The sequence below is a fragment of the Streptomyces coelicoflavus genome, assembly GCF_003112555.1.
Classification (GTDB): Bacteria; Actinomycetota; Actinomycetes; order Streptomycetales; family Streptomycetaceae; genus Streptomyces; species Streptomyces coelicoflavus.
In genome coordinates, this window is record NZ_BEWB01000008.1 from 423,891 (window position 1) to 438,751 (window position 14,861).

At 72.5% G+C, this 14,861-nt stretch carries 10 protein-coding genes; 3 read left to right on the forward strand and 7 right to left on the reverse strand.

Translation table 11 applies throughout. The features are described 5' to 3' along the window. Positions 1–68: 68 nt before the first annotated feature. From Sco07f_RS21370 to Sco07f_RS21380, 3 genes are all read right to left on the reverse strand, one after another. Complete coding sequence (locus Sco07f_RS21370) at positions 69–1,400, reverse strand: M20/M25/M40 family metallo-hydrolase (RefSeq protein WP_108988803.1); 1,332 nt, start codon at positions 1,398–1,400, stop codon at positions 69–71. Then, complete coding sequence (locus tag Sco07f_RS21375) at positions 1,393–2,226, reverse strand: M55 family metallopeptidase (protein ID WP_007387982.1); 834 nt, start codon at positions 2,224–2,226, stop codon at positions 1,393–1,395. The genes Sco07f_RS21370 and Sco07f_RS21375 overlap by 8 nt, the downstream gene beginning before the upstream one ends. A gap of 242 nt (positions 2,227–2,468) precedes the next feature. Then, positions 2,469–3,206 (reverse strand): TetR/AcrR family transcriptional regulator, encoded by a 738-nt coding sequence (locus Sco07f_RS21380; protein ID WP_108988804.1) that lies wholly within the window; start codon positions 3,204–3,206, stop codon positions 2,469–2,471. A 140-nt stretch (positions 3,207–3,346) separates the two neighbouring features. Between Sco07f_RS21380 and Sco07f_RS21385 the strand changes: the two genes are divergently transcribed. Next, on the forward strand, positions 3,347–4,813 hold the full coding sequence (locus Sco07f_RS21385) for an MFS transporter (protein ID WP_218030742.1): 1,467 nt from the start codon (positions 3,347–3,349) through the stop codon (positions 4,811–4,813). Between the two features lie 243 nt (positions 4,814–5,056). Here Sco07f_RS21385 and Sco07f_RS21390 read toward each other — a convergent pair whose 3' ends face one another. The 4 genes from Sco07f_RS21390 to Sco07f_RS21405 all read right to left on the reverse strand — a co-directional run bounded on the left by Sco07f_RS21390 (position 5,057) and on the right by Sco07f_RS21405 (position 11,793). Next, positions 5,057–5,809, reverse strand: coding sequence for a class I SAM-dependent methyltransferase (locus tag Sco07f_RS21390; protein ID WP_108988805.1), 753 nt, complete (start codon positions 5,807–5,809; stop codon positions 5,057–5,059). Positions 5,810–6,083: 274 nt separating this feature from the next. Continuing rightward, positions 6,084–8,585, reverse strand: coding sequence for an ATP-binding SpoIIE family protein phosphatase (locus tag Sco07f_RS21395; protein WP_167468167.1), 2,502 nt, complete (start codon positions 8,583–8,585; stop codon positions 6,084–6,086). 145 nt (positions 8,586–8,730) lie between these two features. Then, a complete protein-coding gene (locus Sco07f_RS21400; protein ID WP_108988807.1) occupies positions 8,731–11,199 on the reverse strand; it encodes an MFS transporter in 2,469 nt (822 codons plus the stop codon). A 150-nt stretch (positions 11,200–11,349) separates the two neighbouring features. After that, positions 11,350–11,793: an SRPBCC family protein gene (locus Sco07f_RS21405; RefSeq protein ID WP_108988808.1), complete on the reverse strand. Its 444-nt coding sequence runs from the start codon at positions 11,791–11,793 to the stop codon at positions 11,350–11,352. Between the two features lie 198 nt (positions 11,794–11,991). Between Sco07f_RS21405 and Sco07f_RS21410 the strand changes: the two genes are divergently transcribed. Continuing rightward, positions 11,992–13,038 carry an Rv2578c family radical SAM protein gene (locus tag Sco07f_RS21410; protein ID WP_108988809.1) on the forward strand — a complete coding sequence of 349 codons (1,047 nt, stop codon included), beginning with the start codon at positions 11,992–11,994 and terminating at the stop codon, positions 13,036–13,038. Positions 13,039–13,252: 214 nt separating this feature from the next. Next, entirely contained in the window at positions 13,253–14,836 is a 1,584-nt protein-coding gene (locus Sco07f_RS21415; protein WP_108988810.1) for an alpha/beta hydrolase, read from the forward strand. The last annotated feature ends 25 nt before the right edge of the window (positions 14,837–14,861 follow it).

A 14,861-nucleotide genomic window follows, 5' to 3' on the forward strand; every position in this document is an offset into this window, starting at 1 on the left:
TCTCCTCCAGCTCCGTACTTGTCCGGGCGACGCCCGTTCCCGGGATGCGGGGTCCGGGCCCCCGGTCTCTAGGCCGTGCGCAGGAAACGGTCCAGGACGCGGACCCCGAAGTGCAGCGCCTCGACCGGGACCCGTTCGTCCACGCCGTGGAAGAGGGCCTGGTAGTCGAAGCCCTCCGGCAGCTTCAGCGGCGCGAAGCCGTAACCGGTGATGCCGAGCCGCGAGAACTGCTTGGCGTCCGTGCCCCCTGACATGCAGTACGGCACGACGTGCCCCTCGGGCGCGAACTCCTCGACCGCCGCACGCATCCGGGCGTACGTCGGCGAGTCCACCGGCGCCTGGAGCGCCACCTCCCGGTGGGCGAACTCCCAGTCCACGTCCGGCCCGGTGAGCCGGTCGAGGGTGTCGCGGAACTCGTCCTCGCCGCCGTACAGGAACCGCCCGTCGACGTGGGCGACGGCCTCTCCCGGGATGACGTTGACCTTGTACCCGGCGTCCAGCATGGTCGGGTTGGCGCTGTTGCGGACGGTGGCCTCGACCAGCTTGCCGGCCTCGCCGAGCTTGTCCAGCAGGGCGTCGACGTCGCTCAGGTCGGTCTCGATGCCGTGGACGGCGGCGATCTCGGTCAGGGCGGCGCGCACGGTCGGGGTCAGGCGCAGCGGCCACTCGTGGTCGCCGATGCGGGTGATCGCGGCGGCGAGCCGGGTGACCGCGTTCTCCCGGTTCACCTTGGACCCGTGCCCGGCCCGCCCGTGCGCGGTGAGCCTGAGCCAGCCCGTGCCACGCTCACCGGCGGCGATGGGATAGAACTGCCGCCCGGAGCCGTCGTGAAAGGTGAACGCCCCGGACTCGCTGACACCCTCCGTGCACCCTTCGAACAGGGCGGCGTGCCGGTCGGCGAGGAAGCCGGAGCCGTCCTCGGCGCTGGCCTCCTCGTCCGCGGTGAACGCGATCACCACGTCCCGCCGGGGCCGCACCCCCTGCCGGGCCCAGTCGCGGACGACCGCGAGGATCATCGCGTCCATGTTCTTCATGTCGACCGCGCCGCGCCCCCAGACGACGCCGTCGCGGATCTCCCCGGAGAACGGGTGCACGCTCCAGTCGGCGGCCTCGGCGGGCACCACGTCCAGGTGGCCGTGGACCAGCAGCGCGTCGGCCGACGGGTCGGTGCCCTCGATGCGGGCCACGACGTTGGTGCGGCCCTCGGTCCGCTCCAGGAGCGTCGGTTCGATCCCGGCCTCGGCGAGCCGCGCGGCGGCGTACTCGGCGGCGGGACGCTCCTGGCAGTCTCCGCCGCCGCGGTTGGTGGTGTCGATGCGGATCAGCTCGGAGGTGAACCGGACGACCTCGTCCAGCGCCTGCCCGCCGGTGTCGGGTCCGGCGCCCGGGTGCTCAGCCATACTGCTCCTCCACCGCCGCCGAGGCGATCGTGGTGACCGCCTTGAACGTCCTGATCGCCTCGAACATCGTGTCGTGGGTGTACGCCACCTTGCGCTCCCCGACCTGCGCCACTCCGGGCACGACGGTCGAAGCGGCCGCGAGGTGTTCGGCGTCGAACTCCAGGGCGAGGGTGAACGGACCGCCGCTCACCGGCTCGTGCCGCACGGCGAGCGCGGTGGCCTCCTTGGCGGCGGCCCGGATGTCGGCGGCGGTCCTGGCCGGCGTACGGCACACGGCCGCGTACCGCGACACGTGGTCCTTGACCGCGACCTTCCGCGCCTCCGGGGCGTACCCGAGCGCGTCCTCGCACGCCACGTCGTCCCCGGTGACCAGCACCACCGGCACTCCGTACTCGGCGACCACATGCGCGTTGAGCAGGCCCTCGCTGGCGCGTACGTCGTTCAGCCAGACGCCGGTGAGCTGGTTGGCGAGGTAGGTGTGCGCGAGGACGCCCTCCATGCCGGCGCCCGCGTGGTAGCCGACGAACGCGATGCCGTCCACGTCCCCGTGCTGGACGCCCTCCACCATGGACAGCGCCTTGTGCCGGCCGGTGAGCATCTCGGTGCGCTCGTCCAGCCGCTCCAGGAGGAGGTTGCGCATGGACCAGTGCGCCTCGTTGACCAGCACCTCGTCGGCGCCGCCGTCGAAGAAGCCCAGCACGGCCGCGTTCACGTCCGAGGTGAACATCGACCGGCACCGCTCCCACTGCGGCGTCCCCGGCAGCACGTCGGCCGGCCAGGTGACACCGGTGGCGCCTTCCATGTCGGCACTGATGAGGAGCTTCACGAGTCCCGGTCCGTTCGGAGAGCAGTGACGTGGATCTTCATGGCTCGAAACCGTACGCGCTTGTCCGCCGCCTCGGCCAGGGCTGTGGACAACTATCGGTGGTCTGTACCACTGAACGTACCTCGTACGGTCCATGACCAGCGCTTTCCCAGGAAAGCCGCCGATCGTACGAACGGTGTACGGGCAAGGTTTGCCCACGCCCTGGCCTGCCGGTGCCGCCTCACGGGCAACGGCAGTTCGTCTCAGCCGGCCGTGGGCGCCGCTCGGTCCCGGCCGCCGAGTCCGAGCGTGCGGACGAGGTCGCACATGTCCGCCTCGTAGAGCTTGCCGGGATCGTGGACCTGGTGCCGCAGGTGGCCGTAGACCTCCAGCGTGAGCAGCCCGTGCATCCGGCTCCACAGGCGCAGGCAGAGTGCCACGGCCGCCGGTGGCAGGTCCGGGAAGGCCTCCTGGGCCATGGCGGCGAGGCTCGAGCGGAAGTCGGACCAGTCGTAGTCGCAGCCCGCCTGCGCGGCGGCGGCCTGCGGCCACGCGTCGGCGACCAGCTCGAGCAGCACGGCGCAGAGGCGATGCTCGGCCTCCTGGGCGGCGCCGGCCTCGGGGGCCTTGTAGCCCGGTACCGGGTCGCCGTAGATGAGACGGAACTCCTCGGGGTGCGCGATCGCCCACGCCCGGTAGGCGTGGGCATGGGCCAGCACCTTGTCCGCGGGACGGTCCGAGGACGCGTCCCGGTGCGCGGCTTCGAGTGTCTTCGCCAACGAGTCGTAGACGTCGGCGGTGAGCGCGGTGATCAGATCGTCACGACTACTGAAGTAGCTGTAGATGGCACCCGCGGTCATGCCCATGGCGCGGGCGATGGCGCGCAGTGAGATGCCCGCCGGGCCGTCGGTCGCCATGTGCTTGAGCGCAATCGCCTTGATCTCGGCCGTGGCCTCTGCCCGCAGTCGGGCCCTCCGGCTCTGCGTCGTCGCGTCTCCCATGTTTGACAGCCTAACAGTGTTGAGTCAAAGTACGGCGTGCAGACATTGAACACCGTGTAGTAAAGCCTCGTCGTGCAGAACTTGTCTGCCGCTCAACACCACTCAATCCGTTCATGACAACCAGCTAAGGAAGCCAAGCCGTGGTTGATACCGTCCCCGGGACCCAGCGGCGCACCGGGCTGATGCTCGCGCTGCTGGCGTTCGCCCAGTTCATCGTCGCCGTCGACTACAACATCGTGTTCGTCGCGCTTCCGGAAATCGGCAGCGCCCTGGGCTTCAGCACCCAGTCGCTGCAGTGGGTCGTCAGCGCCTACGCGGTGGCCTTCGGTGGGTTCCTGCTCTTAGGTGGCCGTGCGGTCGACCGTCTCGGAGCCCGCCGCATGTTCATCCTCGGGCTTGTGATCTTCGGTCTGTCCTGCCTCCTGGGGGGCTTCGCCGAATCCCCGGGCGTGCTGATCATGGCGCGAGCGGTCCAGGGCTTCGGCGCCGCCCTCCTCACTCCGGCCACGCTCACTCTGATCAACACCCGCTTCGCCGAGGGCCCCGAGCGCAACAAGGCGCTGGCGGTCTGGGGTGCCTGCGGCAGTGGCGGCCTGGCCGCCGGTGCGCTGCTCGGTGGTGTCCTGACCGACGCCTGGGGCTGGGAGTGGGTCCTGTTCGTCCTCGTGCCGCTCGCCCTGTTCGCGGCGGCCGCCGCCCCCGGCACGCTCGCCCCTGACGAGCGCGGCTCGGACGCCCGGGGCAGCTTCGACGCCGTGGGCGCGATCCTCACCACGGCCGGTTCGTCCCTGCTGGTGCTCGGCCTGGTCAGCGGCCCGGAGGCGGGCTGGGGCTCGGTGCGCGGTGCCGGCTCGATCGTCGCCGGTATCGTGATCCTCGCCGTCTTCACGCTGGTGGAGAACAAGACCAGCAACCCGCTGGTGCCCCTGCGGCTGTTCGGCAACCGCAGCCTGGTGACGGCCATCCTGATCATCCTGGTCTTCCAGAGCGCCCTCGGCGGCTCCTACTACATCTTCACCAACTACCTCCAGGGCGTGCTCGGTTACGACGCCCTGGAAGCCGGCCTCGCCTTCGTGCCGCTGACGATCATCTCGATGGGCGCCTCCCTGAAGCTGGCGGGCCTGCTGCTCGGCTCCTGGGGCCCGCGCGCCACGCTCTTCACCGGCATGGCGGTGAACGGCATCGGCATGATCGTGCTGGCGATCGCGATGTCGACCGGCGCCTCCTTCTGGGCCCTGGTTCCCGGCCTGATCATCTGGGGCATCGGCGGAGGCGTCACCTTCCCGGCGATGTTCGTCTGCGCCGCGTCGGGCGTGGCCCCGCAGGAGGCCGGGGTGGCCTCGGCGCTGGCCACCACCTCGCAGCAGATCGGCGGAGCCGCCGGACTCGCGGTGCTCGTCGCGGTCGCCACGGCCGGCCTGTCCGGCGACGCTCCCGCGGTCGCGGACGTGTCGGACGGTCTGCGCACCGCGATGTGGATCGGCGGCGCGGCCTCCGTCATCGGTGGTCTGCTGGCGTTCACCCTCAAGAAGCCGGGTACGGCGGCGCCCGAGCCGGTCGAGATGCCGCAGCACACCGACGATCTCGGCGTACGCAGCGCGGGCTGACGCGGGCCCGCCCCCGAACGGTCCATGATCGGTGCCAATCCCCCGGCGCCGATCATGAACCTCCCCGCGTTCGGCCGCCGTTCCGCTCCTTGTCCGCAGGGTCTCGCGACGAGCGCCCGGCCGGCTGCTTCCGCCCCCTGGCCTCGGCACTCGCGCCCCACGTGACGGTACTGGGCGTGCAGTACCCCGGGCGTCAGGACCGCCGTTGACTGATTGCGCAGCGCCACTCAGGCGTGCGGACGGTTAATCCAGACTTGAGCCGTCCGCCCGGTCGCCCGCCCGCCCCGCCACCATCCACGTCGACGGCAGCTCGATGCGGGTGCCGTCCGGCGTGTACTCCGTGGTGAACAGGGGGAGTTCGCCGCTCGCGAGGACTGTGAGGCCTGCCGCGCGGAGGTACTCGGGCACCGCTTCGTCGGGGACGGCGGCGGGGGTCAGGCCGTGGCGGAGTACGGGGGCGAGTTTGTCGGGCGGACCGGCGGGGCCCTGGGCCAGGCCCATCAGGACGGTCTTGGCCGCCTGGGACGGTTCGACCAGGAAGGCGCGGCCGCGTGCGCCGAGGAGTACGGCAAGGGCGTCGGCCAGGGGCTGGCGGTCGTCGGGCTCGCACTGGTGCAGGACGCCCCGGACGTAGACGTTCGCGTCGCCCAGTTCCGCGTGCAGGGTCTCGGACTCCGCCTTGTCGGCGGCGTCCAGCTGCCGGTACGCGGCGAGTCCGGCCGGGTCGGCGTGGCGGGCGTGTCCGAGGGCGGCGGCGGAGAGGTCGGCGCCGACCACGTGCGGGAAGCGTTCGGCGAAGTAGCGGGTCTGGGTGCCGTTGCCGCAGCCCAGGTCGATCAGGGGCAGGGCGGGTTCGGTCAGGTGCGGCTCGAAGTGGGCCAGGTGGCGACCGGCGGTCAGGGTCGGCTCCGCGTCCCAGAACACCGCTCCCCGGTCCCCGGAGGCCTCGTGCCAGAAGCTCTCCCAGGCGTCCCGGTACCGACTCGTCACGCTCATGCCCGTCTCCCCAGGTGCGACGACGTACGACCCGCCGACGACGGGTCCGTACGGTGTATCGCGCCCGGCGCACGGCCACAAGCGCCCGGCGCATTCCTTCACCTCTCGTTCGCGCCGGCGGATACGGGTTCGCAGGCCGTCCGACGGGAGTGAGCGGGGGCAGACGCGTTCGGGCACGGGCCGAGCGGTGCGCGAAGAGCCGCCGCCGACGCCGACGCAGGCGGCGCGCGAGCGGCGGCGCCGGACCGCCGCCCGGTGGCCCGGTGGTCCGGCGCTAGCGGCGCCGGGCGGGCAGCGTGAGTTCGAACCACACCGTCTTGCCCGCGTTGGTGCGGCTGGCGCCCCACTCGCGGGCCAGGGTGCTGACGACCCGCAGGCCGCGCCCGGTCTCGTCCTCGGGGCCCGCGCTCCTCAGGGCCGGCAGGTCGTGGTCGTCGTCGTCCACCTCGCACAGCAGCGTGTCGGCGCGGACCAGCCGCAGGGCGACGGGGCGGGCGTGCGCGTGGCGGACGGCGTTGGTGACGAGTTCGCTGACCATCAGCTCCGCCGGGCCGGCCAGCTTCGGCAGCCCCCAGTCGTGGAGTTGCTCGCGGACCGCCGCACGGGCCCGGCCCACCTCGGCCGGGTCGCGGGCGAGGCGCCACTCGGCGACGGCGTCGGGGTCGATTCCGGTCAGCCGGGCCATCAGCAGGGCGACGTCGTCCTTGCGTCCGCCGCGGATGCCCAGGGCGCGGATGATGCTGTCGCAGGCGTCGTCCATGGACGCGGCGGGGTGGGCGGCGGACTCGCAGAGGGTGGCGAGGCCGACGCCGATGTCCTCGCCGCGCACCTCCACCAGGCCGTCGGTGCACATCACCAGCCGGTCGCCGGGCGCCACCGGCACGCGCACCGACTCGAAGGGCACCCCGCCGACGCCGATCGGAGCCCCCGTCGGCAGGTCGATCAGCTCGCTGGAGCCGTCCTCGGCGCGGACCAGGACGGGCGGGATGTGGCCGGCGTTGGCCAGGTGCAGCTCACCGGCGATGGGGTCGTACACGGCGTACAGGCAGGTCGCGAGGTGGGTGTCGCCGAGCCGCTGGGCGAGGTCGTCGAGGTGTCGCAGGAGCTGGGCGGGCGGCAGGTCGAGGCCGGCCATGGTCTGGACGGCGGTGCGCAGTTGCCCCATCATCGCGGCGGAGCCCAGGCCGTGGCCCATGACGTCGCCGACGACGAGGGCGGTGCGGGCGCCGGGCAGCTTGACCGAGTCGAACCAGTCGCCGCCGACCCGGCCCAGCAGCGTGCCCGGCAGATAGCGGGTGGCGATGTCGCAGCCGGCCATGCGCGCCGGGATGTGCGGCAGCATGCTGTCCTGGAGCGTCTCGGCGACGTTCTCCTGGTGGGTGTACATGCGGGCGTTGTCGAGGACGAGCCCCGCGCGGGCGGCGAGTTCGGCGCCGGTGACGCGGTCCATGTCGTTGAAGACGGGCCGCTCCGGGTGCCGGAGCAGGATCATGAAGCCCAGGACGACCTGGCGTGCCTTCAGGGGCACCAGCAGCATGGAGCGGCCGGTGATGAGCGGCCGGATGTCCCGCTTCTCGAACTGGGAGGCGATGGCGTGGCCCATCTCCTCGGTGATGCGGGGCACCAGAACCGGTTCGCCACTGGTCATGCACTGGAAGAAGGGGGTGTGCGCCGGGAAGGGCATCGCCTCGCCGACGGGTACGACGTCGTCCCAGCGGCCGGGCTCGTCGGTGTGCTCCAGGGCGACCCGGTGCCACATCGTCGTCGTGTCGGGCACGCCGTCGGGGAAACCCTCACCGGCGACGACCTGTTCACGCAGATAGGTCCCGGCGACGTCGGTGAAGCGCGGGACGACCGCCCGGCTGACCTCGACGATGGTCTGTGCGAGGTCCAGCGAGGTGCCGATCGCGCCGCTGACCTCGTTGAGGAACTCCAGGCGTTCGCGGACCGCCGTGTACTCCAGGTCCTCGGCCTCGTCCCGCAGTTCCTCCGGCACCGGCTCACCGGCCGCCAGCGCCCGCGCCGCCCGCTCGCGGCGCGCCCGGCGCTCGGCACGCCGCGGCACGCCCCAGTCGGGGGTGACGGGCACCCGGTCGTGCCGGCTGAACTCGAGGACGGGATAGCCCAGTTCGAGGACCTGCGCGGCGATGCGGGCGCTCTCGCCGACGCTCATGCTGGGCAGGATCTCGGGGAGTCGGCGGGCGAGTTCCTCGGCGCCGGGGAAGTCGGTGTGCAGGGCGAAGCCGGGCGCGATCCGCTCTACGACGGCCGGCTCGGCGCCGTCGTCGGCGGCGGCCCCGTCGGCGTAGTCCCGCCGCAGCCCGTCCGCGTCGGCGGCCAGCACGAGCAGCCGCTCCGGCCCGGGTCCCACCAGGGGGTAGGCCCACCAGAGCACGTCGACGCGGTCGCCGGCCGGCACGGTCAGCCGGGCGCGGCCGGCCGCGGGGTAGGACAACCGCCCGTCGAGGGAGGACTCCAGTCCTGGTCCGAGGCCGTCGTCGTCCGGGTGCGCGCCGTGGGTCGGGCCGTCGTCCCCGGTACCGTCCCCCGGGAGCACGCCCGAGACGGGCAGCAGGTCGGGGGCGGGGCGGCCGATCGCCGCTTCCTTGGGCAGGCCGAACAGCCGCCGTGCGCCCCGGCTCCAGTGGGAGACCAGCCCGTCGCGGTCGACCACGACGACGGCCAGCGGGACACGACCCGTCACGGGGTCGGCCGGCACGGTGCCGGGTCCGGCCCGGCGGCCGGGAGGTGCGTCCCGCTCGGTGCCATGGTCCATGGCGTCAGGCCCTCTCTGCCCACGGCTCCGCAAGATCTGTGTCGCCGTCACCACCGTACGGGGGTGGCCGGTGACCATGTGCGGCAACGGGGGAATTGGTGACGCGCGAGCACACCGGCGCGCGCCCGCGCGCCGGTGGCCGGTCTCAGTCCTCGTGCCCGAGTTGCAGGTCGCGCTCGGTGCGGCCGCCGCCGGCCACCTGGAGGACGGTGGCGACGGGCGGATAGCCGGCCGCGATGACGGTGTACTCGCCGGACGACAGGTCGACGAACCGGAACGTGCCGTCGGGCCCGGTGGTCAGGGTGTCCACCACGTTGCCCGCCGCGTCGAGCAGCGTCACGCGCGCGTCCTCGACGATGCGTCCGCCACTGGCCCGCACGGTGCCGCGCAGCACGGCGCCGCCGGCCAGTTCGACGTCCTGGCGGGTCTCGCGGGCGGCCTGCACGCTGACCGGCAGTGCGGCCGGGCGGAAGGCGGGGGCGCTGGCGGCGAGGGTGTACTCGCCGGCCACCAGATCCGTGATGACGTAGCCGCCCTCGCGGCCGCTGCGGGTGGTGGAGACGACCTCGCCGTGGACGTTGGTGAGGGTGACGATCGCGTCGCGCACGGGGCTGCCGTCGGCGGTCACGACGCTGCCGGCCAGGCGTCCGGCGCCGCCGAGGACCACGTCCAGTTCCACCGGGCGTTCGCCGACGGTCACGGAGACGGCCTGCGGCTGGTGGCCGCCGGCCGCGGCGATCAGGACGTACGCCCCGGAGCCGGGCGTGGCCAGCGCGTACCGTCCGTCGTCGCCGCTGGCGCCCCGGCCGATCTGCTGTCCTCCGACGTCGATGAGGGTGAGCGCCGCACGCGGCACGACGGTGCCGTCGGGGTGCTGCACCGTGCCGCAGACGGGGATGCCGCCCGTGTAGGGCGACCGGGCCGGCGGGACCTGGGCGGCCGGCTGCGCCTGCGGTGTGTACTGCGCCTGCTGTGCGGTCTCCGGCTCGGTGACGGGGGCGTTGTGGGACACCAGGGGTTTCTCCTTGAGGAAGAGGGCGATGAGGAGCCCGAGGACGAGCACCGGCACCAGGTAGAGGAAGATCCGCGGCATGGCGTCGGCGTACGCCGCGATGTAGGCGTCGCGCAGCGCCGGGGGCAGGGAGTGGACGAGCTGGGGGGTGATGGCCTCGGCGTCGGGGAGCCCGGCGCCCGCGTCGGCGGGGACCCGGTCGGCCAGGGCGTCGGTGAGCCGGCCCGCGAAGAGGGTGCCGAAGACGGCCGCGCCGACGCTGCCGCCGATCTGCCGGAAGTAGTTGTTGGCGCTGGTGGCGGTGCCCAGGTCGGTGGGGCGCACGGAGTTCTGGACGGCGAGGACTAGGACGGGCATCACCATGCCGATGCCGGCGCCGAGGACGGCCATCCAGATGCTGTAGTGCAGCCGGGGCGTGTCGATGTCGAGGCGGGAGAGCAGCCACATGCCGACGACGGACAGCGCGCTGCCGAGGATCGGGTGGATCCGGTAGTGACCGGTGCGGCTGATGAGCTGCCCGGAGACGATCGAGGCGACGACGACGCCGCCCATCATCGGCAGCATCAGCAGGCCGGACTCGGTGGCGCTGGCGCCGTCGACCATTTGCAGGAAGGTCGGCAGGTAGCTGGCGGCGCCGAACAGGGCGACGCCGACGACGAGGCCGACCAGGGCGGTGACGTTGAAGACGGAGTCCCGGAACAGGCGCAGCGGGATCAGCGGTTCGGGTGCGAAGCGCTCGGCGACGACGAAGAGCAGGGTCGACCCGACCGCGCCGGCGGCGAGACCGAGGATCGTCCTCGACCCCCAGTCGTACTCGGTGCCGCCCCAGCTGGTGAGCAGCACCAGGCAGGTGGAGGCGGCGGCGAGCAGCAGGGCGCCGAGGACGTCCAGGCGCGGTTTGACCCTGGGCCTGGGCAGCTTGAGGACGACGGCGACGACGGCCATGGTGACCAGGCCGAAGGGCACGTTGATGTAGAAGCACCAGCGCCAGGAGAGGTGGTCGGTGAAGTAGCCGCCGAGCAACGGGCCCGCGACGGAAGCGAGTCCGAAGGCGGCGCCGATCAGGCCCATGAAGCGGCCGCGCTCGCGGGGCGGCACGATGTCCGCGATGATCGCCTGCACGCCGATCATCAGGCCGCCCGCGCCGACGCCCTGCACCGCGCGGAAGGCGATCAGCTGGTCCATGCTCTGCGCGCGTCCGGCGAGCGCGGAGCCGGCGACGAAGACCAGGATGGCGAACTGGAAGACGCCCTTGCGCCCGAAGAGGTCGCCGAGCTTGCCGTAGATCGGCAGTCCGACGGTCGAGGTGAGCAGGTACGCGGTGATCGCCCAGGACATCCGGTCCAGACCGTGCAGCTCGCCGACGATCTTCGGCAGCGCGGTGGCGACGATCATCTGCTCGAGGGCGGCGAGCAGCAGCGCCAGCATCAGCCCGACGAAGACCAGCCGCACCCGGCGCGGGCTCAGCCCGGCGTCCGGCTCCCCACCCGGTTCGCGCCCCGGTTCCCGCTCCGGTCCGGTGGCGGGTGGTTCGGGTGGCGCCTGGGCCGCGGCGACCGGTCCGTCCTGCACCGGATCCTGCACCAGAGTGATCCCGCCCACGTACCGCTCCCCTCGTCACACCTGCTCACATTTGCCACCTGAGGCGACAACTGCGAACAAGTGCGACGAGTTACGGAAGCACGACGGGTTCGCGCGGAGATCACTCGAACCGGTGAGGCACCCAACGGGCGCCCCACGCTTGCCGTTTGGCTACTTCTCGACCTCGGTGGCGAGCTTGGCGAGCATGGCGTCGTAGATCCGGGCGAGGCCCTTGGGCGCGAAGGTCTTCTCGAAGAAGCCGCCGACGCCGCCGGCGCCCTGCCAGGTGGTGACGACGACGACCCGGGCCTTGCCCTCGCCCGCCGGGGTGACCCGCCAGGTGGTGACCATGGAGGAGTTGCGGTCCTTCTCGACCAGCTCGCCGTCGGTGGGCTCGGTGACCTCCAGCAGACAGTCGCGGACACGCTTGCTCGTGGCCTGGAGCTTCCAGTGCACGAGGGTGCCCTCGCCGTCGCCGCCCTCACGGACCTCGTACTCGCTGAAGTGCTCGGGAAGCAGCTTCTCGCGGGTGCCGCTGTAGTCGGCGAGGGTGTCGAACACCGTCTCCGCGTCCGCTGCGACGATCCGCTCCGTCGTCGCCTCGACCTGCGCCATCGGGTTCCTCCAGGGCCTGGTTCTCGGGTTCGGGGCAAGCCAACCACCCCACCGCGCGGCCACCAAATCGGGGGGCGTGAAGCGGCCCCGCGCGACTCGTCCGCCGGCTCGTCCGCACGACTCGTCCGCACGACTCGTCCGCACGATCAAGGGAACAAGTGTTCTATTGTGTCGGGCAGTGCTACCGAGGAGGCCGAAATGCGCTGGGAGAACCTCACGGACTCCGACCACGCCCGGGCGGCGGACACCGCGCTGTTCGGCGCGGAGGCGGTCGTCACCCGCACGTTCGACACGCCCGAGTTCAGAGGCGTCACCTTCCACGAGGTGCGGGCCCGCTCGGTCCTGAACCGGGTGCCGGGGGCCTCGCGGATGCCGTTCGAGTGGACGGTGAACCCCTACCGGGGCTGCACGCACGCGTGCGTCTACTGTTTCGCCCGCAAGACCCACAGCTACCTGGACCTCGACACGGGGCTCGGCTTCGACTCCCAGATCGTCGTCAAGGTGAACGCGCCCGAGGTGCTGCGCCGCCAGCTGGCCTCGCGCCGCTGGCAGGGCGAGCACGTGGCGATGGGCACCAACGTCGACTGCTACCAGCGCGCGGAGGGCCGCTACCGGCTGATGCCCGGCATCATCGAGGCCCTCACCGAGCGGGCGAACCCCTTCTCGATCCTGACCAAGGGCACGCTGATCCTGCGCGACCTGGACCTGCTGACCCGGGCGGCGCGGGTGACGGACGTCGGCATCTCGGTCTCGGTCGGCTTCACCGACACGGAGCTGTGGCGCACCGTGGAACCGGGCACCCCGGCCCCGGAGCGCCGCCTGGAGGTCGTCCGGGCGCTCGGCGAGCGCGGCATCGGCTGCGGGGTGCTGATGGCGCCGGTCATCCCCTTCCTCGGTGACGAGCCGGCCCAGCTGAGGGCCACGGTGCGCGCCGTCGCCGCCGCCGGCGCCACCTCGGTGACGCCCCTGGTGCTGCATCTGCGGCCGGGCGCCCGCGAGTGGTTCATGGCCTGGCTCGGACAGCACCACCCCCACCTGGTCCGCCGGTACGAGCGGCTGTACGCGGACGGCGCCTACGCCCCGAAGTGGTACCAGCGCCGGATCACGCGCCAGGTGCACGACCTGGCCCGCGAGTACGGCATCGGCCCCACGCACGCGGGGATGCCGCGCCGGATCGCGGGGCCGGAACCCTCGCGTCCGGACGGGTGCACGGCCACCGAGCCGGTTCAGCTCTCGCTCATCTGAGAGTCCTGACGGTCGCGGGCGGGCTCGGGCTCTGACGGTTCCGCGAGCCGGCCGGGGGTCTCCGACTCGAAGCATTGGGGGGCATCTTCCGGCCCGATTGGGTCAACTATGGACAACCCGCGTTCTTCCGAAGGCGCTTCCCGGGACGATCCGGCGAGGACCGCGACCCGCGCGGACCGCCGCCTCTCCGTCCTGGGAGTCCTGGGAGAACGCCATGAGACAACGCGCAGCCGTGCTGTGCGGCGCCGCCGTCATCGCCGCCGGGACCGTCACGGCCGTCCCCGCCCACGCGGAGACCCCGCGGCCCGCGCCGGCCGCCGCGCCCGCCGCGGACCTGCACTGGAAGAAGTGCGCCACGGAGGACTACCCGACGCTCCAGTGCGCGTCCCTGAAGGTGCCGCTCGACCACGCGCGTCCGCACGGGAGGCAGATCACGCTGGCACTGTCCCGCGTCCCGCACACCGCCGAGAAGTACCAGGGTCCCCTGCTGGTGAACCCCGGCGGCCCCGGCGGCAGCGGGTTGTCGCTCGCCGGGTTCGTGGCCTCCTCGCTGCCCTCGAAGGTGGCCGCCCAGTACGACGTCGTCGGCTTCGACCCGCGCGGGGTGGGGAAGAGCAGCCCGGCGCTGGACTGCCTGCCGGGGCACTTCGACCCCGTGCGTCCCGACTCGCTGCCGGACACGCCGGACGTCGAGCGGGCCAACCTCACGCGCGCGAAGGCCTTCGCCGACGCATGCGGCGACAAGTACGCGGACGTGCTGCCGTACATCGACACGGTCAGCGCCGCGCGGGACCTGGACGCGATCCGTGCGGCGCTCGGCGCGGAGAAGCTCAACTACTTCGGCTACTCGTACGGCACCTACCTGGGCGCCGTCTACGCCAAGCTCCACCCGGACCGGGTGCGGCGGCTGGTGCTGGACTCGGTGGTCGGCCCGGACGACGTCTGGTACGACGCCAACCTCAACCAGGACCTCGCCTTCAACGACCGCCACCGGGCGTTCCTGGCCTGGATCGCCGAGCACGACGCGGCGTACGGGCTGGGCACCGACCCGGAGCGGGTCGAGACCGCGTGGTACGCCATGCGGGCGGCGCTGGCGAAGAAGCCCGCGGGAGGGAAGGTCGGCGCCTCCGAACTGGAGGACACCTACATGCCCGGCGGGTACTACAACGGCTACTGGCCCTACCTGGCCGAGGCGTTCGCCGCGTACGCCAACGACGGGGACACCGGCCCGCTCGTCGAGGCGTACGAGAACTTCGGTGCCCAGGACGCCTCCGGGGACAACGGGTACAGCGTCTACACCGCCGTCGAGTGCCGCGACGCGAGCTGGCCGCGCGACTGGGACGACTGGCGGGACGACAGCTGGGGCCTGTACGAGAAGGCACCCTTCATGGTCTGGAACAACGCCTGGTACAACGCACCGTGCGCCTTCTGGCCCACCGAGTCCCGGGAGCCGGTGGACGTGGCCAACGACGAGCTGCCCCCGGTACTGCTGTTCCAGGCGACCGGTGACGCGGCGACCCCCTACGAGGGCGGTGTCACCGCGCACCGCCTGCTGGGCGGCTCCCGTCTCGTGGTCGAGGAGGGCGGCGGGAACCACGGCATCACGCTGAGCGGCAACGACTGCCTGGACCAGCACCTGGCCGCCTACCTCGCCGACGGCACCGTGCCGCGCGGCGACGGCGGCGAGGCGGACGCGGTGTGCCCGGCGCTGCCGGACCCGACGCCGCTGGAGTCCAAGGCGGCCTCGACGTCCTCACGCGGTTCGACCCTGCACGGGCTGCTCGGCTTCCGCGGCTGACCCCGGGGCGGCGTTGTCAGTGCCG

Coding starts and splice junctions, on each gene's coding strand:
- Sco07f_RS21370 (WP_108988803.1), bottom strand. CDS start 1,400: ATGGCTGAGCACCCGGGCGCCGGACCCGACACCGGCGGGCAGGCGCTG.
- Sco07f_RS21390 (WP_108988805.1), bottom strand. CDS start 5,809: ATGAGCGTGACGAGTCGGTACCGGGACGCCTGGGAGAGCTTCTGGCAC.
- Sco07f_RS21380 (WP_108988804.1), bottom strand. CDS start 3,206: ATGGGAGACGCGACGACGCAGAGCCGGAGGGCCCGACTGCGGGCAGAG.
- Sco07f_RS21410 (WP_108988809.1), top strand. CDS start 11,992: ATGCGCTGGGAGAACCTCACGGACTCCGACCACGCCCGGGCGGCGGAC.
- Sco07f_RS21395 (WP_167468167.1), bottom strand. CDS start 8,585: ATGGACCATGGCACCGAGCGGGACGCACCTCCCGGCCGCCGGGCCGGA.
- Sco07f_RS21405 (WP_108988808.1), bottom strand. CDS start 11,793: ATGGCGCAGGTCGAGGCGACGACGGAGCGGATCGTCGCAGCGGACGCG.
- Sco07f_RS21415 (WP_108988810.1), top strand. CDS start 13,253: ATGAGACAACGCGCAGCCGTGCTGTGCGGCGCCGCCGTCATCGCCGCC.